The 18,791-nt window shown below is 72.1% G+C and carries 12 protein-coding genes; 6 read left to right on the forward strand and 6 right to left on the reverse strand.

The window, feature by feature from the left end; all coding sequences use genetic code 11:
* Positions 1 to 3: 3 nt before the first annotated feature.
* The 3 genes from ACIQNG_RS22760 to ACIQNG_RS22770 all read right to left on the reverse strand — a co-directional run bounded on the left by ACIQNG_RS22760 (position 4) and on the right by ACIQNG_RS22770 (position 4,479).
* On the reverse strand, positions 4 to 2,985 hold the full coding sequence (locus tag ACIQNG_RS22760) for a DEAD/DEAH box helicase (protein ID WP_401487316.1): 2,982 nt from the start codon (positions 2,983 to 2,985) through the stop codon (positions 4 to 6).
* 115 nt (positions 2,986 to 3,100) lie between these two features.
* Positions 3,101 to 4,216: a protein kinase gene (locus ACIQNG_RS22765; protein ID WP_401487317.1), complete on the reverse strand. Its 1,116-nt coding sequence runs from the start codon at positions 4,214 to 4,216 to the stop codon at positions 3,101 to 3,103.
* A gap of 59 nt (positions 4,217 to 4,275) precedes the next feature.
* Positions 4,276 to 4,479 (reverse strand): hypothetical protein, encoded by a 204-nt coding sequence (locus tag ACIQNG_RS22770; RefSeq protein ID WP_401487319.1) that lies wholly within the window; start codon positions 4,477 to 4,479, stop codon positions 4,276 to 4,278.
* A gap of 282 nt (positions 4,480 to 4,761) precedes the next feature.
* Between ACIQNG_RS22770 and ACIQNG_RS22775 the strand changes: the two genes are divergently transcribed.
* The 3 genes from ACIQNG_RS22775 (at position 4,762) to ACIQNG_RS22785 (ending at position 10,660) form a co-directional block, all read left to right on the forward strand.
* Positions 4,762 to 8,640 (forward strand): Pls/PosA family non-ribosomal peptide synthetase, encoded by a 3,879-nt coding sequence (locus tag ACIQNG_RS22775; RefSeq protein WP_401487321.1) that lies wholly within the window; start codon positions 4,762 to 4,764, stop codon positions 8,638 to 8,640.
* Positions 8,641 to 8,741: 101 nt separating this feature from the next.
* Positions 8,742 to 10,145, forward strand: a complete 1,404-nt coding sequence (locus tag ACIQNG_RS22780; protein WP_401487323.1) for a M1 family metallopeptidase — start codon at positions 8,742 to 8,744, stop codon at positions 10,143 to 10,145.
* A gap of 164 nt (positions 10,146 to 10,309) precedes the next feature.
* Entirely contained in the window at positions 10,310 to 10,660 is a 351-nt protein-coding gene (locus ACIQNG_RS22785) for a YchJ family protein (protein WP_401487496.1), read from the forward strand.
* Positions 10,661 to 10,685: 25 nt separating this feature from the next.
* Here ACIQNG_RS22785 and ACIQNG_RS22790 read toward each other — a convergent pair whose 3' ends face one another.
* Entirely contained in the window at positions 10,686 to 11,387 is a 702-nt protein-coding gene (locus ACIQNG_RS22790; RefSeq protein WP_401428959.1) for a FadR/GntR family transcriptional regulator, read from the reverse strand.
* 149 nt (positions 11,388 to 11,536) lie between these two features.
* Here ACIQNG_RS22790 and ACIQNG_RS22795 point away from each other — a divergent pair, with 149 nt between their 5' ends.
* The 3 genes from ACIQNG_RS22795 (at position 11,537) to ACIQNG_RS22805 (ending at position 15,130) form a co-directional block, all read left to right on the forward strand.
* Positions 11,537 to 12,046 (forward strand): gluconokinase, encoded by a 510-nt coding sequence (locus ACIQNG_RS22795; RefSeq protein ID WP_401429443.1) that lies wholly within the window; start codon positions 11,537 to 11,539, stop codon positions 12,044 to 12,046.
* A gap of 64 nt (positions 12,047 to 12,110) precedes the next feature.
* On the forward strand, positions 12,111 to 13,508 hold the full coding sequence (locus ACIQNG_RS22800; protein WP_401487325.1) for a gluconate:H+ symporter: 1,398 nt from the start codon (positions 12,111 to 12,113) through the stop codon (positions 13,506 to 13,508).
* A 281-nt stretch (positions 13,509 to 13,789) separates the two neighbouring features.
* Positions 13,790 to 15,130 carry a hypothetical protein gene (locus ACIQNG_RS22805; RefSeq protein WP_401487327.1) on the forward strand — a complete coding sequence of 447 codons (1,341 nt, stop codon included), beginning with the start codon at positions 13,790 to 13,792 and terminating at the stop codon, positions 15,128 to 15,130.
* Between the two features lie 572 nt (positions 15,131 to 15,702).
* Here the strand turns inward: ACIQNG_RS22805 and ACIQNG_RS22810 are convergent.
* The gene (locus ACIQNG_RS22810; RefSeq protein WP_401487328.1) at positions 15,703 to 17,271 is read right to left on the reverse strand and encodes an APC family permease; all 1,569 of its coding nucleotides are present in this window, start codon (positions 17,269 to 17,271) and stop codon (positions 15,703 to 15,705) included.
* 84 nt (positions 17,272 to 17,355) lie between these two features.
* The gene (locus ACIQNG_RS22815) at positions 17,356 to 18,306 is read right to left on the reverse strand and encodes a hypothetical protein (protein WP_401487330.1); all 951 of its coding nucleotides are present in this window, start codon (positions 18,304 to 18,306) and stop codon (positions 17,356 to 17,358) included.
* Positions 18,307 to 18,791 lie beyond the last annotated feature (485 nt).

Genomic DNA, 18,791 nt, shown 5'->3' on the forward strand with positions numbered 1-18,791 from the left:
GTGTCACGCGCCCCTCTGCTGCTGAATCACGTTGCCGCTGGCGGCCGCGGGTGGCGCCAGGACTCCGATCACACGAACCATCGCCTCGCCCTGTGTGGCCAACTGCTCGATGAGCTGCTCGACCTCCACCGCGGTCTTCTGCACGCGCGTCTCCTCGTGCTTCCGCCGCATGCCGCTGAAGCTCAGTTGCTCGAACGTCGACAGGCTGGCCTTCCGCCATGCCTCCAACCGCTGTTCGTATTTGAGGAGTTGCTCCACCAGCGGAGTTTGCTGCTCGTTGCGCAGCCCGCCGATGTGCTCGCGGCTCGCCTGAACCGCCGCCGGGACCAGTGCCTGGAGGGCAGACCTGTCGCCGGTGAAGGGCCGGTTGAGCATTCCCGGCTTGACTCCGGCCCGTTCGAGTACGCCCACCAGGTCGTCGTCGAAGGTGGGTGTGCCGCCCGCCAAGCCCGTCACGCACGTCCACGCCAGGACGGTCGGGTGGCCCTTGGCGTTGGAGTACATGCCCTGGGTGAGGAACACCGGTTCGGTGACGTCCGCCGTGATGATCGGGGCGGTGTTACGGGTGAGTCTGACGAGGACCTTGTCGGTGAGCCACTCCACCACCGGGTGCTGGTCCGTGAGGTAGCTGACGTCAGGCCAGCCGGAGGTCTCGGTGCGCTCCTGCTTGGTGATCGCGCCCTTGGCACGGCTGCCGCTGCGCTCACGGGCCCGGTCCAGCCGGTCCTGGCCGAACTGCTTGTCGAAGGTGACCCGGAGCTGGTCCAGAACCTGACGCTCGTCCAGGTACGACTTGGGGAGGACCAGCAGGCGGCGCTGGAGTTCCCGGTCCGGGGTGAAGACCATCATCTTGGGGTGGTCGGCATCCCAGTGCTTGCCGATGCGCTGCTCCGGGTTGCCGTAGACCTCCTCCAGGGCCTCTTCGACGAACGCGCGCGTGGAGGCGAACAGTTGCGGCACCCGATAGCCCGGTGAGTCGCCGTCCGGGGTGTGGTCGGCGAGGAACGCCTCGAAGGGGTCCAGTGGGACCGACGGAACGGCGGCGTCGAACGGTTCTTCGTTCGCCAGGAGCCGTTCCATGATGGCGTTCGTCTCGGCGTCCTCGTCGCGAAGGCCCAGGATGGAGGCGGCCTCGCCGAGGGTGCGGTGGACCTCGTCCTCACGCTTGAGTAGGCGCTCGGACACGGCTCGGTCGGCCGAGGGGCGGTCGGGATCCTCGTCGGCGGTGAGCAGCAACAGCGCGCGGATCTCCGGGGAGTGCTGTTGGCCGTAGCGGTCGATACGGCCGTTGCGCTGCTCGATGGTGATCAGCGACCAGGGCAGGTCGTAATGGATCATCTGGTGGCACTGGCGGTGCAGGTTGACGCCCTCGGCGGCGATGTCGCCAGTGAGTAGGACCCGTAGATCGCTGCTTGCCAGGCCGAAGTCCTTGACGGTGCGCTGCTGTTCGTCGTCGGAGAGGCCGCCGTGGAGCTGGCGGACGGCGCCGCTGGTCTTTACCCGGCTGGGGGCGAAGCCGAGGGCCGAGGGCAGGGTGTCCTGCAGTATCTGGAGGGTGGCGCGGCGTTCGGAGAAGATCACGACGCGGGTGTCGGACCCGGGGCCGACCTTGATCTCCTCCTTGAGGACCTTCACCAGCTGCCGGAACTTGGCTGCGTCCTCGATGTCTATGGCCTCGGCGATGGTGCCGAGGTTGACCAGTGCGTCGCGTTCGGCCTGGCGTTCCTTTGGGTTGGGGCTCCGGTCGATGCTGTCGATCCGGTTGTCGACCGTTTCGACGAGCGCGGAGTGGGAGGAGAGGAAGGACTTCAGCAGGGTGTACGGGAAGAGCCGTGCGCCCTTGCCGGAGACGGGGGCCATGCGGCCGTCCTTCGGGTTGATCCAGACGTCGTACAGCTCGTCGAAGACCTGCTGCTCGGCCGGAGTCGCCGTGCAGTCGATGGCGACGGGCGGCTTGCGGGTGGCCCACATCTGGCCGATCTCGGCCGAGACGTCGGGCGACATCTTGTGGCGCCGGATGTAGAGGTGCTGGAGCTGCGTCTCGTCGTAGTCGCTGGTGTTGGGGATGGCTGTCGGGTCGAGCAGGCTCAGCAGCTCGCCGAAGGACTCCCGCTGGCCGTTGTGCGGTGTGGCGCTGGCCAGGATCAGGGCGTCGGTCTTCGGCGCGAGGAGCTGCGCGAGGCGGTTGTTCTTCGTGCCGGTGTTGATGAGCTTGTGCGACTCGTCGATGACGACGGCGTCCCAGGTGACCTGCATGAGATGGCTGCGCCAGCGGTCGGAGCGCAGGGTGTCGATGGAGATGATGGCGCGCTTGTAGTAGGAGAAGGGGTTGCGGCCGGCGGGGATGTCGTTCTTGATCCGCTCGATGCCGGCCGAGTCCAGCCGCACCACCGGGATCGCGAAGCGCGTCCACAGCTCGTGCTGGAACTGTTCCAGGATGTGCTTCGGCGTCACCACCAGGATACGCTCGCCGCGCCCGCGCCTGATCAGTTCGGACAGCAGCAGCCCGACCTCAAGCGTCTTGCCGAGGCCGACCGCGTCCGCGATCAGCAGTCGGGGGCGCAGGGCGCGCAGGGCGGCCTTGGCAGGTTCGCGCTGGTAGGCGAGGTCGTCGACGAGGTGGGTGCCCACGGTGGCCAGGCGCTGCTCGGAGAGGGGCAGCGGGGTCTTGCGGATCAGCGCGTCGATGAACAGGCGTGAGCGGCGGCACTCGGGGGAGTCGTCGGGGACGAGCTCGGTGTCCTCGGGACGCAGCGGGGTCACCTGGTCGAGGCTTTCGTGCGCGAAGAAGACCGCCCGCTGGTCGCGGACCAGGGGCGAGATGCCTCGTACGTCCAGGCGGGTGCCGTCCTTGGCGGTCTCGGCGGCCTCCACGACCAGCCAGTCCTCGTCGCGGGCGCGGACCTGCATCCCGGCGGCGAACCGGACGCCACCGGACGCATCGCCCGGGACGTTGCCTGACGCACTGTCGGCGACGGTGCTCATCGGCGGGTCTCCTTCGATTGCTGCTCTGCTGCTGTGCTGCTCTGCCGCTGTGTCGTTCGGGCACTGTGCCGTTCGGGCACTGTGCGTTTGTGGTTTGTGTGCGGGTTCGACGGGTTCAGCCACCGTAGTCGCCGCGGCGGTCCTCGATACGGCTGCGCCATCGTGCGGCCCAGCGGTCCGGCATGGCGTCCGGCCGGGGCCCGGGGTCGAGCGGCTCCGCGGGCCTGGGGAACGGCGCGGCCTCGGGCACCGGCTCGGGGGCGATGCCCGAAAAGCCGTCCGGCTCGCCGTCCACCGCGGCATCGGGATCCGTTACGGCATTCGGTACGGCATGCGGTGCCTCGACTGGTGTGGCCTGCCGCTCCAGCACCGCCGCGAGGAACGCCTCCGGCAGCGGCGGGTACGCCTGCGCCTCCGTCGGCACGCCGAAGTCGAGCAGGCGTCCCATCGCCTCCTCCAGCACGTTCTGCGCCGTCGGCCGGTCCTCGGCGTCGAAGGCCAGCGTGTGGGTGACCAGGTCGAGCAGCGCGGGCGGGAGGCCGGTCAGGTCGGGCTGGATGTCCAGCGTCCGCTGTGCCGGCATCTGTGCGTAGAAGGGGACGTGGCCGGTCGCCGCATGCGCCAGCGTCGCGCCGAGGCTGTAGACGTCCGACGCCTCGCTGGCCTTACGGGAGTCCGCCGCCTGTTCCGGTGCCATGTAGGAGAGGGTGCCGAGGGCCGCGCTCGCCGTGGTCAGGCCGGTGCCGCCGCTGACGTGGGAGATTCCGAAATCTATGACCCGGACGCCGTCCGTGGCGACCAGGACGTTGCCGGGCTTGAGGTCCCGGTGGAGTAAACGGACCGAGTGGATGTGCATCAGGGCGTCCGCGAGACCTGCTGCCAGCCACCACGCACCCAGCTCGCTGACCGGGCCGTGCTGCTCCACCAGCTCCTGCAGCGAGGGCGCATTGATGTACTGGGTCGCGATCCACGGCGTCGCCGCTTGCGGGTCGGCGTCCACCAGAGCGGCGGTGTGGAAGCCGCCGACACGGCGGATCGCCTCCAGCTCCAGGGCGAAGCGCTTGCGGAAGTAGTCGTCCTCCGCGAGCTGCGGTCTGACGATCTTCACCGCGACCGGGCGGGTCGAACGGTAACCCAGGTACACGACTCCCATCGCGCCCTGCCCCAGTCGGCCGACCAGTCGGAAGTTCCCGACCGTCGTCGGGTCGCCCGCTCTGAGCGGCTGCAGCACCTTTGCCCCCGTACTGTCCTGACCTGGCTGGACGAGAGCGAGGTTATCAGCGGGTCGGTTCACTGATCCTGCGCCTCCTGGGACTCGCTCTTCCCCGAAGAGGCACTGGTGGCCGACGGCGGCAGCAGGGCACCCTTGGTCAGCCCGTCGTACGCGAGTGCGCCGACCCGGTCGCCGATGGCGGCGGCCTCGCGCAGCAGTTCCCCGAAGGTGGCCAGACGCCGGAAGGCCTCGCCGTACTCCCGCTGGCGCCCGATGTCCATCTGCGGAATCTGCCACCCCAGGACCCCTGAAGTTTCAGGGGTCTTCTGTTTTTTCGGGGGTGTGGGGCATGTCTCCCGGGGGTGGAGATGCCGAGGTCACGGTGGTCCTGTGGCGCTCGTGGGCCTCTCCGGCGGGTCGCCCGAGTGGCCGGGGGACGGGCGTGAAACTAGCGTCGTACTAAAATATCCGGCTTGTTACGGAGCTGGAGCCGGACAACCCCAGGCGGACCTGCGGGCCATCCAGCGCCCCGGAGGTTTCCGGGATCGAGACGCGAGGACCCGATGGCAGCCCTTCACGAGAGCGATGCTCTCGGCCTGCTCGACACGGAGATGCATGAGCGTCCCGGCACCACAGCACGTTTCCCGGGCGGCCGGCCCGCCTCGCCGCGCACGCTCGTCGACATCTTCGAGGCATCCGCGCGCTCCCATCCCGACGAGCCGGCCCTGGACGACGGCACGGCCCGGCTGACCTACCGGGGGCTGGCCGTGGAGGTGGAGCGGCTGCGGGCGCGGCTGGCGGCGGCCGGGGTCGGGCTCGGCGACCGGGTCGGGGTGCGGGTGCCGTCCGGGACCAACGCGCTCTACGTGGCGATCCTCGGTGTGCTGGCGGTGGGCGCGGCCTATGTGCCGGTGGACGCCGAGGACCCCGACGAGCGGGCCGACCTGGTCTTCGGCGAGGCCGGGGTGCGGGCCGTGATCGGCGCCGGGCACGAGGTACGGGCGGACGGGCCCGGCGGGGCCCCCGCGGGCAGACCCGGGGTCGAGCACGACGCGTGGATCATCTTCACCTCCGGATCGACCGGGAAGCCCAAGGGCGTCGCCGTGAGCCACCGCAGTGCCGCCGCGTTCGTGGACGCCGAGGCCGCGCTGTTCCTCGCCGACGACCCGATCGGGCCCGGTGACCGGGTGATGGCGGGGCTGTCGGTGGCGTTCGACGCGTCCTGCGAGGAGATGTGGCTGGCCTGGCGGTACGGGGCCTGTCTGGTGCCGGTGCCGCGGGCGCAGGTGCGCAGCGGTGCCGATCTGGGGCCCTGGCTGGTCGAGCAGGAGATCAGCGTGGTGTCGACGGTGCCGACGCTGGCCGCGCTGTGGGAGCCGGAGACGCTGGACGACGTACGGCTGCTGATCTTCGGTGGGGAGGCGTGTCCGCCGGAGCTGGCGCAGCGGCTGGTGACGGAGGGGCGGGAGGTCTGGAACACGTACGGGCCGACCGAGGCGACCGTGGTGGCGTGTGCCGCGCTGCTGACCGGGGCGGAGCCGGTCCGGATCGGGCTGCCGCTGAAGGGGTGGGAGCTGGCGGTCGTGGACGAGGCCGGGGAGCCCGTGGCGATGGGGGCGAGCGGTCAGCTGGTGATCGGGGGTGTGGGGCTCGCGCGGTACCTCGACGCCGAGAAGGACGCGGAGAAGTACGCGCCGCTGGAGTCGCTGGGCTGGGAGCGGGCGTACCGCAGCGGTGATCTGGTGCGGGCCGATCCGGAGGGGCTGGTCTTCCTGGGGCGGGCCGACGAGCAGATCAAGCTCGGGGGGCGGCGGATCGAGCTGGGTGAGGTGGACACCGCGCTCCAGGCGTTGCCCGGGGTGGCCGGGGCCGCGGCGGCCGTACGGACCGCGCGCAGCGGCAATCAGCTGCTGGTGGGGTATGTCGTCACGCAGGACGGGTGGGACCGGGAAGCGGCGGTGGAGAAGCTGCGGGCGGCGTTGCCGGCCGCGCTGGTGCCGCTGCTGGCGCCGGTGGCCGAGTTGCCGACGCGGACGTCGGGGAAGGTCGACCGGGACGCGTTGCCGTGGCCGCTGGAGGGCGTGGCGGCGGGTGGCCGGGCCGAGGAGCTGTACGGGACCGAGGCGTGGCTGGCCGAGCAGTGGACGGAGGTGCTCGGGGCGCCGGTGGCCGGCCCGTCCGACGATTTCTTCGCGATCGGCGGCGGCAGTCTGGCCGCCGCGCAGCTCACCACCCGGCTGCGGACCCGCTATCCGGGCGCGGCCGTGCTGGACATCTATCAGCGGCCGACGCTGCGCAAGCTGGCCCGGCGGCTTGAGGAGTCGGTGGGCGAGGACGGCGCGCGGCGGGTGGTCGCGCCGGTGCCGGTGCGGGCGATGGTCGTGCAGATGCTGGCGCTGGTGCCGCTGTTCACGTTGGTGGGGCTGCGCTGGACGGTGGTGCTGGCGGCGCTCGGGCTGGTGCTGCCGGGGTACGCGTGGCTGCCGGTCGCGCCCTGGTGGGCGGTGGTGGCCGGGGCGCTGGTGTTCTTCTCGCCCCCGGGGCGGATCGCGCTCGCGGCGGGCGGGGCGCGGCTGCTGCTGCGCGGGGTGCGGCCGGGCCGCTATCCGCGCGGTGGGAGGGTGCATCTGCGGTTGTGGGCGGCCGAGCGGCTGGCGGAGGTGAGTGGGGCGACCGGGCTGACCGGGGCGTGGCTGCTGCGGTATGCGCGGGCGTTGGGCGCGAAGGTCGGGCAGGACGCGGATCTGCACTCGCTGCCGCCGGTGACGGGGCTGTTGAAGCTGGGCCGGGGTGCGGCGGTGGAGTCCGAGGTGGATCTGTCGGGGTACTGGCTGGACGGTGACCGGCTGCGGATCGGCACGGTGAAGGTGGGGGCGCACGCGGTGGTCGGCACGCGCAGTGTGCTGTCCCCGGGGGCGCGGGTCGGTAAGCGGGCGGAGGTGGCGCCGGGGTCGGCGGTGGCCGGGGCGGTACCGACGGGGCAGCGCTGGGCGGGGTCGCCCGCGGTGAAGCTGGGCCGGGCCAAGCGGAACTGGCCGGCGCAGCGTCCGCAGCGGGGCGCGTACTGGCGGGCCATGTACGGGGTGACGGGGGTGGCTCTGGGGCTGCTGCCGGTGGTGGCGGGGCTGGCCGCGCTGCTGGTGGTGCGGGGGTTCGTGGGTCCGCGGGCGGGGCTCGCGGAGGCGTTGCGGGGTGCGGTGGTGGCCCTGGTGCCGGCGACGCTGGTGTTCGGGGCGGTGTACGCGCTGCTGATCCTGGTCGGGGTGCGGGTGCTGAGTCTCGGGCTGCGGGAGGGGACGCATCCGACGCACAGCCGGGTGGGCTGGCAGGCGTGGACGGTGACCCAGTTGATGGACCGGTCGCGCGAGACGTTGTTCCCGCTGTACGCGGGGCTGGCCACGCCGGTGTGGCTGCGGTTGCTGGGGATGCGGGTCGGCAAGGGGGCGGAGGTGTCGACGGTGCTGGCGCTGCCGAGTCTGACCACGGTCGGGGAGGGCGCGTTCCTGGCGGACGACACGCTGACCGCGCCGTACGAGCTGGGTGGGGGCTGGATCAGGATCGGGCGGGCGCGGATCGGGCGGCGGGCGTTCCTCGGGAACTCGGGGATGACGGGGCCGGGGCGCAGGGTGCCGGACGGTGGGCTGGTGGGGGTGTTGTCGGCGACGCCGAAGAAGGCGAAGAAGGGCACGTCGTATCTGGGGTTGCCGCCGGTGAAGCTGCCGCGCAGCACGGCCGACGGGGATCAGAGCCGGACGTACGAGCCGCCGGCGCGGTTGCTGTGGGCGCGCGGGCTGGTGGAGGTGTGCCGGTTCGTGCCGGTGCTGTGTTCGGCGGCGCTGGCCGTGCTGACGGTGGCGGGGCTGGCCGCGCTGGGCGGCTGGGTGTGGCTGGCGGGCGGGCTGGTGCTGTTGGGGGTGGGGGTGCTGGCGTGCGGGCTGTCGGTGGTGGCGAAGTGGCTGTTGGTGGGGCGGCACCGGGCCGGGGAGCATCCGCTGTGGAGCGGTTTCGTGTGGCGCAACGAGTTGGCGGACACGTTCGTGGAGGTGCTCGCGGTGCCGTGGCTGGCGGGGGCGGTGCCGGGGACGCCGGTGATGACGGTGTGGCTGCGCGGGCTGGGGGCGCGGATCGGGAAGGGTGTCTGGCTGGAGAGTTACTGGCTGCCGGAGGCGGATCTGGTGACGCTCGGCGACGCGGTGACGGTGAATCGGGGCTGTGTCCTGCAGACCCACCTCTTCCACGACCGGATCTTGCGGACGGATACTGTGGTTCTCCGTGAGGGTGCGACGCTGGGCCCTGGCGGAATCGTCCTGCCCGGCAGCACGGTGGGGGCCCGTACGACCCTGGGGCCCGCGTCCTTGGTGATGGCGGCGGAGTCCCTCCCCGACGACACCCGCTGGCTGGGCAACCCGATCGAGGCGTGGCGTCGGCGGGACCGGCCCTGAGGACGCCCGGCGGCGGGACGGCCGGGGTGAACGGGGCGGACGGGGTGGACGGGGCGGACGGGGTACGTCGTACGAGCACAGGGCAGGGAGCAGGCGGGGCAGTGGCAGTTCAGCAGGCGGCGGGGCCGGACCCGTACTTCCCGGGCAACGGGGATCCCCGCTACCGGGTGCACCGCTACGAGCTGGCCGTGGACTACCGGCCGGGGCCCAACCGGTTGTCGGGATCGGCGCGGATCAACGCGATCGCGGGCCGGGCGGCGCTGAGTGAGTTCCAGCTGAATCTGGCGGACTTCAAGATCGGCCGGCTGCGGGTGGACGGGCGGCAGCCGCACTACACGCATCGCGGGGGGCGGCTGCGGATCCGGCCGGCGAAGGCGGTGCGGGCGGGGGCCGCGTTCACGGTGGAGATGACCTGGTCGGGCAATCCGCGGCCGGTGAACAGCCCGTGGGGCGGGATCGGGTTCGAGGAGCTGACGGACGGGGCGCTGGTGGCGAGCCAGCCGGTGGGCGCGCCGTCCTGGTATCCGTGCAACGACCGGCCGGCGGACAAGGCGTCGTACCAGATCTCGGTCACCACGCCGTCGGCGTACTCGGTGGTGGCGGGCGGGCGGCTGCTGACGCGGACGACGAAGGCGTCCACGACGACCTGGGTGTACGAGCAGGCGGCGCCGACCTCCAGCTATCTGGTGGGGTTGTCGATCGGCAAGTACCAGACGGTGCTGCTGGGGGATCCGGGGATCGGCGGGGTGCCGCAGCACGGGCACATCCCGGCGGATCTGCTGCCCCGTTTCTCGCGGGACTTCGCGCGGCAGCCGCGGATGATGGAGCTGTTCGAGGAGTTGTTCGGGCCGTATCCGTTCGACGAGTACGCGGTGGTGGTGACCGAGGAGGAGCTGGACGTCCCGGTGGAGGCGCAGGGGTTGTCCCTGTTCGGCGCCAACCATGTGGACGGGGCGCGGGGTTCGGAGCGGTTGGTGGCGCATGAACTGGCGCACCAGTGGTTCGGCAACAGTGTGTCCATCGCCGACTGGCGGCACATCTGGCTGAACGAGGGGCTGGCGAAGTACGCCGAGTGGCTGTGGTCGGAGCGGTCGGGCGGGCGTTCGGCGCAGCAGCACGCGGGGGTCGCGCACCGGTTGCTGGCCGGGATGGCGCAGGATCTCCGGCTGGCCGATCCGGGCCGCAAGCTGATGTTCGACGACCGGCTCTACGAGCGTGGCGGGCTGGCGGTGCACGCGGTGCGGTGCGCGCTGGGCGACGAGGCGTTCTTCCGGATGCTGCGGGGCTGGGCCGGGCAGCATCGGGGCGGGTCGGTCACGACGGCGATGTTCTCGGCGCATGTGTCGCGGTTCGCGGCCGAGCCGCTGGACGAGGTGTTCGACGCGTGGGTGTACGGGGCGGTGTTGCCGCCGCTGCCCTCCGGGGGGTCGGGGTCGTCACGGCCGTCGGGGTCTTCGCGGCCGTCGCGGCCGTCGGGGTGGTTCGGGAAGGGGGCGTCGGGGTGAGCGGGGGGTCTTCGCGGCGGAGGGGGGCCGGGGGTACGGGGGGCCGAGGTGCGGGGTCTCGCGGGGCGGGGGCTCGGGGGGCGGGGGCTCGCGGTACGGGTTCTCGGGGGGCGGGGGCTCAGGGGGCGGGGCGTTCGGGGGCGGCTGTCGGGTGTCCGTGCGGGCTGCCGGGGCCGTACGACGGCTGCTGCGGGCGCTTCCACTCCGGTGCCGCCGCCGCGCCGACCGCGGAGGCGCTGATGCGGTCGCGGTACAGCGCGTTCGTCAGGGGCGACCAGGCGTATCTGCTGCGGACCTGGCATCCGGGGACCCGGCCCGCGCGGCTGGACCTGGATCCGGGGACGCGGTGGACGGGGCTGGAGATCCTCGCCACGCGGGACGGGTCGGCCTTCCACGCCACCGGGACCGTGGAGTTCCGGGCGTCGTTCCGGGGCGGGGCGCTGCGGGAGCGGAGCCGGTTCGAGCGGGTGGACGGGGCCTGGGTGTATGTGGACGGGGAGTTCCCCGAGGGTTGATGTGGGCCGAGGGGGCGGCGGCCCCTTAGGGCGCCAGGATGTCCAGTTCCTGGAGGGCGCCGACCGTGATCTGGCGGGTCAGTTCCTCGGCGCGGACCGCGTCGCGTTCGCGGACCGCCTCGGCGACCTGGACATGGAGGGTGACGGCGGCCGGGTCGGGGTCCTCGAACATCACGTCGTGGTGGGTGCGGCCGGTGAGGACCTCGGCGACGACGTCCCCGAGGCGGGCGAACATCTCGTTGCCGGAGGCCGTGAGGATCACCCGGTGGAAGGCGACGTCGTGGACGAGGTACTGCTCCAGCCGCTGGCCGCGTGAGTTGGCGACCATCCCGAGGGCGCACTCGGTGAGTTCGGCGCACTGCTCGGGCGTGGCGTGCTGGGCGGCCAGCCCGGCGGCGGCCGGTTCGACGGCCGAGCGCAGCACGGTGAGGGAGCGCAGCTGACGGGGGCGGTCGGCGCCGGCCAGTCGCCAGCGGATGACCTGGGGGTCGTAGACGTTCCACTCGTGCTCGGGCTGGACCGTGACGCCGACGCGGCGGCGGGACTCGACCAGGTGCATCGACTCCAGGACCCGGACCGCCTCGCGCATCACGGAGCGCGAGACGTCGAAGCGTTGCGCCAGTTCGTCCGTCCGCAGGACGCTGCCCGGGGGGTAGCCGCCCGCGGTGATCTCGGGGCCGAGAGTGTCCAGTACGTGGCCGTGCAGCCCCCGGCCCGTTGTGCTCATGCACTCAGCGTACGGGGCGCGTCACCCAGCTAAAAAGTCAGACTTATTCATCACACCCTCTTGAATTTGTCGTACCTAATGGGTTTCAGTTGCTCCACATCACGTGAACGTGACGTGACATGTCGACGAAGACAGACAGCGAGGCAGTGATGAGCACCCCCCACGTCGTCGTGGTGATGGGCGTCGCGGGCACCGGCAAGACCACGATCGGTCCCCTGCTCGCCGCCCGGCTCGGCGTCCCGTACGCCGAGGGCGACGACTTCCACCCCCAGGCCAATATCGCCAAGATGTCGGCCGGCACTCCGCTCACCGACGAGGACCGGTGGCCCTGGCTGGATGCCATCGGCGCCTGGGCGGACGGCCGGACCGGGCTCGGCGGGGTGGTGAGCAGTTCGGCGCTGAAGCGGTCGTACCGCGACCGGTTGCGGGCCGCCGCGCCCGGTGTCGTCTTCGTCCACCTCACGGGCGGGCGCGCGCTGATCGAGGAGCGGATGACGCACCGGCAGGGTCACTTCATGCCGACCGCGCTGCTGGACTCGCAGTTCGCCACGCTCGAACCGCTCCAGCCGGACGAGCGCGGAGTCGCCGTCGATGTCTCCGGCAGCCCGGAGGAGATCACCGAACGGGCCGTCCAGGCCCTGGACGAGCCGTCCGGCTGACCCACCCCTCACTCCACCCCCCGCATCCCTCTCCCCGTCCCCGTCATCGCCAAAGGAATTCCCCGTGACCAGACTCAGCGTCGAGATACTGGCAGCGGACACCGTCGAGCCGATCACCTCGGCCGGTCACGCCCAGCTGGGTGTCGCCGTGCTGGCGGGCATCGCCGTCATCGTCCTGCTCATCACCAAGTTCAAGCTCCATGCCTTTCTGTCCCTGACCATCGGGTCGCTGGCGCTCGGCGCGTTCGCCGGGGCGCCGCTGGACAAGGTCATCGCCAGCTTCACCAGCGGGCTCGGGACCACGGTCGCGGGCGTCGGCGTGCTGATCGCGCTGGGCGCGATCCTGGGCAAGATGCTCGCCGACTCCGGTGGTGCGGACGAGGTCGTGGACACCATCCTCGCGAAGGCCGGCGGGCGTTCGATGCCGTGGGCGATGGTGCTGATCGCCTCCGTGATCGGGCTGCCGCTCTTCTTCGAGGTCGGCGTGGTGCTGCTGATCCCGGTGGTGCTGATGGTCGCCAAGCGCGGCAACTACTCGCTGATGCGGATCGGTATCCCGGCGCTCGCCGGTCTGTCCGTGATGCACGGTCTGGTGCCGCCGCACCCCGGCCCGCTGGTGGCGATCGACGCGGTCGACGCCGACCTCGGGGTCACGCTGGCGCTGGGTGTGCTGGTCGCCATCCCGACGGTGATCATCGCCGGTCCGCTGTTCGCGCGGTACGCGGCTCGCTGGGTGGACGTCCCGGCGCCCGAGCGGATGATCCCGCAGCGGCCGTCGGAGACCCTGGAGAAGCGGCCGAGCTTCGGCGCGACCCTGATCACGATTCTGCTGCCGGTCATCCTGATGCTGGCCAAGGCGCTCGTGGACATCATCATCGACGACCCCGAGAACTCCGTTCAGCGGGTCTTCGATGTGATCGGCTCCCCGATGATCGCGCTGCTGGCCGCCGTGCTGCTGGGCATCTTCACGCTGCTGCGGCCCGCCGGGTTCGCCCGGGAGCGGGTCTCCGGACTGGTCGAGAAGGGGCTCGCGCCGATCGCGGGCATCCTGCTGATCGTCGGCGCGGGCGGCGGCTTCAAGCAGACGCTGATCGACTCCGGCGTGGGCCGGATGATTCTGGAGATCTCCGAGAGCTGGGCGATCCCGACGCTGCTGCTGGCCTGGCTGATCGCGGTGGCGATCCGGCTCGCCACCGGTTCGGCGACCGTGGCGACGGTCTCCGCGGCCGGTCTGGTCGCGCCCCTCGCCGCCGGTATGTCGACCGGTGAGACCGCCCTGCTGGTCCTGGCCATCGGCGCCGGTTCGCTCTTCTTCAGCCATGTCAACGACGCCGGGTTCTGGCTGGTGAAGGAGTACTTCGGCCTCACCGTCGGCCAGACCATCAAGACCTGGTCGGTGATGGAGACGATCATCTCGGTGGTCGCCGGCGGGATCGTGCTGCTGCTGTCCCTGTTCATATAGCCGGGACCGACGGACAAGGGTGGGCCCGGCCGGTCGGTCGGGCCCACCCCTTTTTCTTCCGCGCCGCCCTGGGGGGGTTGGGGGGGGTGGGGTGGATGGGGTGCCGAGGGTTCGAGCGGGGGTTCGATGACCCACTCCGACTGCTGACGGTGGAGCCGCGGTTCGGCGGACCTGGAGCGGGACCATGAAGTGCCGCTGGATTTCGGGAGTGACTGAGCTGATGATGGAAGACCTCCGGTGGGCCGCCTCGGTCCGCGGAGGTCTTCACAGCGGGGGGCGGAATGACGGTTTCCCTGGGGACACGTGTCTCGGGGTGGCTGATCGCGGGTGCGGTGGCTGTTGCGGCCCTCGCGTTCACGGAAGGACGCGACAACGGGACGGCACGGCCGGACGGCAGGGGCGCCCCCGTCACGGTCGAGCCGACGGACGGCTCCGCGGGACAGACGGTCTCCCCCGCGCCGTTCCCCGAGCCACCGGCGCTGCTGCCGTCCCCGGCGGGCAGCGCCGACGCGGCGATCGAGGAACGCAGCCCTGAAGCGGCGCCCCCGGCCACCGACACCCCCGCGCCGACCCTCTCCCCCACCGACCCGGCGCCCCCGCGCACCCTGCCCTGGCTGCCGCCGGGCCCGGCCTCGCCCGACACCGACCGGCTGCCCGATCCCGCGAGCGGCTACGACACCCTGCTCGACCCCGACCGGTGCGGCGAGGGGCTGGAGTCCGTGCCCGCCGGGGCGGTGGGCCCCGAGTGGGAGGTGCTGCGCGGGCTGGCCTCCGCCTGTCTGGCCGTCCAGGGGCGGGGCGGGGACTGGGAAGCGGCACGGCAGGCCCGGGACAGCACGGCGGGGCGGGCCGACAGTTGCAAGGGGCGGGCCGCGCTCGCCGTACTGGAAGGTCTGCTGGACTTCCATCACCGCCACCCGACCGGGACCGCCCGCCCGGTCCCGGTGACCGACGCGGAACCCGCCTGCGCGTTCGGGATCGCGGCCGGGGACACCGGCACGGGCACGGGTGAGGTACGCCCCGGTGACCGCGTACGGATCGCACTGCGCGGCACCTTCTTCGACCCCGGCGAGCTGACCTCCGGCGGACAGGTCCTGGTGGACGGGGTGCCGGTCCCGGCGACGGCCGAGGGCCCGCACGCCCTGTCCCTGGTGATCCCCGAACTGACCGACTACCCGAGGACCGTGTCGGTGAGTGTGCGGTACGGGGGTGTCGAGGCGGCCCTGAAAGGGGCGTTCAGGGTGGTCGCCCCCGAGCCGGGCGGGTCCCCGTCCCCGGGGCCGGAGGGTCCCGGTGAGGAACCCGTGACGGAGGGCGCCGCCGCCCTGGCCGGGGCAGGACCGGCGGAGCCCCCACCGACGCCGGTCGGGTCGACCGCGCCGACGACCGCGCCCACGGCCGCGCCCACGGCCGGGCCGTCGCCCTCGGACGACACCCCGCCGACGGGCACCCCGTCGCCGGACACTCCGTCGCCGGACACTCCGGCGGCGGACACTCCGGCGGCGGGCACGCCTTCGGCGGGGTCGGAGGCCGTGTCGGCCGTGTCGACGGAGGCGGAGACGCTGTTGAGGGACGGGACTTCACGGTCCGTCGGGATGCCGTGGCCGACGGGACTTCGTTGACTTCGTGGGGTCGGTGGCCTGGAGCGTCGTAGGGCGGGGGCTGGTCTTCGTAGGCCCGGGGGCTGGACTGTCGTAGGGCGGGGGGCTGGACCGTCGTAGGGCGGGGGCTGGTTGGGCCAGGGGTCCGGCTGCGCATGGGGCGGCGACGACGGGGACGACGGGCCGGGGCCCGGCTGACGGCTGACCGGCTGACCGGCTGACCGGCTGACCGGCTGACCGGCTGACCGAGGGTCTGGGCGGCCGAGGGTCCGGTTGAGCAAGGGGGCCGACCTGTCTCGGGTCCGGCGGGTCATGGGCTCGGCCGAGCGGCGACCGACCACGGGCCCGACCGACTCACCGCGACCGGGCGCATCCGGGCCGGCCGCAGGCCCGGTCGGCCGTGGCGGCGGTCGGGGCCGGTGTGCCACATCCGTTCCGCGTGGGCGCGCTCACGTGTCACTCGGAACGATCGAGCACCCGCTCCTCCCAGGGTCGGGAGCGCGGGTGCTCGGGAGCGGCGTGCCAGGGGCCGGGTCGGGTCGGTCGGCACCCGCTGCTCCCGGAGGGGGGCAGCGGGTGTTCCGGGAGGGGGGTCAGGGGGTGCTGGCCTTCTCGGTCTCGGTCTCTGCCGACTCGGCCGCCTTCTCCAGTTGGAACGCCTCGTTGCCCAGGCCGATGCGGGCGTGGGCCTCGGGGTTGCGGGAGCGCATGATCAGGCCCTGGGTCAGGCCCGCGACGAGGGCGAGGCCGATGATGCCGGGAAGCACCCAGCTCAGCGAGGAGTCGGGGCCCGCGCCGACGAGGACGTCGAAGTCCTTGACGGTGTAGAAGGCGATCACCACGAGGGCGATGCCCGCGAGGGAGGAGGTGACCAGGCGCCAGCCCTGGGTGCCGGCGGCCCCGCGGCGGACGAAGAAGACGACCACCGAGAGCGAGGCCAGGGCCATCAGCACGATGACGCCGAGGGCGCCGACGTTCCCGAACCAGGTGAACAGGTGCAGGATCGGCGCGGTCGGGTCGCCGTGCGGCTTGTCGTCGGTGACGGCGAAGGCGATCACGATGAGCGCGGAGACGGCGGTCTGGAGCAGCGAGCCGGTGCCGGGCGCGCCGCTGCCGCCGGTGGTGCGGCCGAAGGCGGACGGCAGCAGCCCCTCGCGGCCCATGGCGAACGCGTACCGGGCGACCACGTTGTGGAAGCTGAGCATCGCGGCGAACATGCCGGTCACGAAGAGCACATGCATGACGTCGGTGAAGGTCTCGCCGAGCCGGGCCTCGGTGAGGAAGAAGAGCAGTCCCGCGCTCTGTTCCTGGGCCGTGGGCACGATCTGGCCGGGGCCAGTGGCGACGGTGAGGGCCCAGCTGCTGAAGGCGAAGAAGACGGCGACCCCGGCGACGGCGAGGAACATCACGCGCGGCACCAGGATGTGCGGCTTGCTGGTCTCCTCGGCGTAGACGGGGGCCTGCTCGAAGCCGAGGAAGGCGGCGATGCAGAAGCACAGGGCGGTGCCGACGCCCGCGCCGCTGAGGGTGTCGGGGTTGAAGGCGTTCAGGGAGAGCCCCTGGGGGCCGGGGTCGGCGATGGCCGCGATGTCGAAGATGACGACGAGCACGACCTCGATGATCAGCAGCACGCCGAGCACCCGCGCGTTGACGTCGATCTTCAGGCAGCCGAGCGCGCCGACCAGGGCGAGTGCCAGGAGGGAGGGGATCCACCAGGCGACGGTGATGTCCGCGTAGGTGTCGAGGAGACCGGCCACCTCGAAGCCGAAGATGCCGTAGATCCCGGCCTGGAGGGCGTTGTAGGCGACCAGGGCGACCAGGGCGGCGCCCGCTCCGGCGGTGCCGCCGAGACCGCGGGAGATGTAGGCGTAGAAGGCGCCCGCGTTGTGGACGTGCCTGCTCATCTCGGCGTAGCCGATGCCGAACAGGATGAGGACCACACCGAGGAGGACGAAGAGGAGCGGCTGACCGACGATCCCCATCACCGCGAATGTGGTGGGCATGACACCGGCGACCACCATGAGTGGCGCGGTCGCGGCGAGGACGGAGAGCAGCAGTCCCCCCGTGCCGAGTCGGTCGGCGCGCAGTGCGCGCTCCTGGCCCTTGAACGTGCTGATACCGCCTGCGGCGGCTCTGCTCGGGTCGGAACTGCCGGTGCTCATCGGGGGCGGGTCCTTTCAAGCGATCGGTTCGGGTTCCTGCGGGCGTGCGGTGTGGGGGTCCTGGCGGACACTGTCTGTGGGGCGTCAGGTCGTGCCGAGTGCGCTGTCGCGCGCGGCACGGAAGGCGGTGTACGGATCTCGGCCCGGGTAGGACCAGGGCTGCGGGGTGAAGTGCTCGCCGATGCGGTGGAAGAGGGCGGCGGCCTCGGCGGCCCGGCCCTCGCAGAACTTGGCGTGCGCGAGGAAGTTGAGGTCCACCAGGCGGCGCGGGTGCTCCTCGTGCTCCCACTCCAGCCACCAGTCGAAGGCGGCCTTCATCACCTGCCGGGCCCGGCGTCCGTCCCAGTGCCCGGAGGCGGCCGGGTCGGTGGGGAGGTGTCCGGCGGCGGCGAGCACCCGGAACCGCTCGGCGTGCGCGACCACCGGCAGGATCGCGAGCGGCGAGTCGGCGGGGGCCTGCTCGGCGGCCCAGTTGGCGAAGTCGTAGACCTCGTGCAGCGGGTCGGCGCCGGCCTCGGTGAGGCGTTCGGCGAGCCGGGCCACCAGGAGGTGGTGGGCGTGGTGGTGGTCGGGGTGGCGGTGGCGGACCTCGTCGAAGAGCCGCACCACGTCCTCCTCGGCGCCGAGCGAGCGCTCCAGGAGCAGCAGGGCGAGCCAGGGGGTCGGGTCGGCGGGTGCCCGCCGGGCGGCGGTCCGGCACGCCTCACGGGCGCGTGGCGGCTTCTGCTTCCCGGCCAGCGCGCGGTGCACCTGGGCGGACGCGAAGAGCACGGCGGCGTCGGCGGACTCCGGTTCGGCGAGTTGCCATTCCCGGGCCCAGGCGGCGGTGTACGACTCGGCCCCGAGGACGGTGATGCGGTGTCCTCGCAGGTCCCAGTCGTCGCCGGTGCGCACCAGCAGGGAGCGGACTGCCTGCCAGCGACCTTGAGCCAACGCGGCACGCGCGGCACTGAGTTCGGTGTCGTCGAGAGCCGCGTCGTGGGCCTGGGCCGCTCGCCTGCGGCCTCGGCCGAGGGGAGGCGGGGGTGGGGACACCGCGGGATCATTCCTCAGCGACGATGCGGGTGGTCGGCGTGCTATCGGCCGATCACGCACAGCAAACCCGCAGCCAATGGTCATCGTCAAGTGCGGTAGGTCCGTGACACGCGTCAACTCATGGGGGAGGAGAGAGAGTTGTGGCCACTCTGTGGAGATCAGCGCGTCCTTGACCTGATTCAGGGCGAGAGATGTGATGTATGACACATTCATTCGAGGGCGAAAATCAGCCATGGCCGAGGCAGGTGCCTGGGTGCCGGCGGATGCCGGTCACCGGGAGGCAGTTGCCCGGCCCCTCACCGGGCCGCCCCCGGACGGTGTTCGGCGTCAGGGCAAGGCGGCGCGGCGGGCCGGCGCGGGAATGTGGTGCACGCCATAGCCAGGGCCGGTCCGGCGCCGGACCATGAGAAGGCAGGCCCGGCGCTTCACGTCCGGGCGCTCGGAGGGCGGTCCGGCCCCCGGGCCATTACAGTCGGCCGTACCGC

It is taken from the genome of Streptomyces sp. NPDC091377, from assembly GCF_044757045.1.
Lineage (GTDB): Bacteria > Actinomycetota > Actinomycetes > Streptomycetales > Streptomycetaceae > Streptomyces.

Excerpts from the sequence above, each read along its gene's own strand:
- ACIQNG_RS22760 (WP_401487316.1), bottom strand. The coding sequence starts at position 2,985 with ATGAGCACCGTCGCCGACAGTGCGTCAGGCAACGTCCCGGGCGATGCG.
- ACIQNG_RS22770 (WP_401487319.1), bottom strand. The coding sequence starts at position 4,479 with ATGGACATCGGGCGCCAGCGGGAGTACGGCGAGGCCTTCCGGCGTCTG.
- ACIQNG_RS22775 (WP_401487321.1), top strand. The coding sequence starts at position 4,762 with ATGGCAGCCCTTCACGAGAGCGATGCTCTCGGCCTGCTCGACACGGAG.
- ACIQNG_RS22790 (WP_401428959.1), bottom strand. The coding sequence starts at position 11,387 with ATGAGCACAACGGGCCGGGGGCTGCACGGCCACGTACTGGACACTCTC.
- ACIQNG_RS22795 (WP_401429443.1), top strand. The coding sequence starts at position 11,537 with ATGAGCACCCCCCACGTCGTCGTGGTGATGGGCGTCGCGGGCACCGGC.
- ACIQNG_RS22805 (WP_401487327.1), top strand. The coding sequence starts at position 13,790 with ATGACGGTTTCCCTGGGGACACGTGTCTCGGGGTGGCTGATCGCGGGT.
- ACIQNG_RS22810 (WP_401487328.1), bottom strand. The coding sequence starts at position 17,271 with ATGAGCACCGGCAGTTCCGACCCGAGCAGAGCCGCCGCAGGCGGTATC.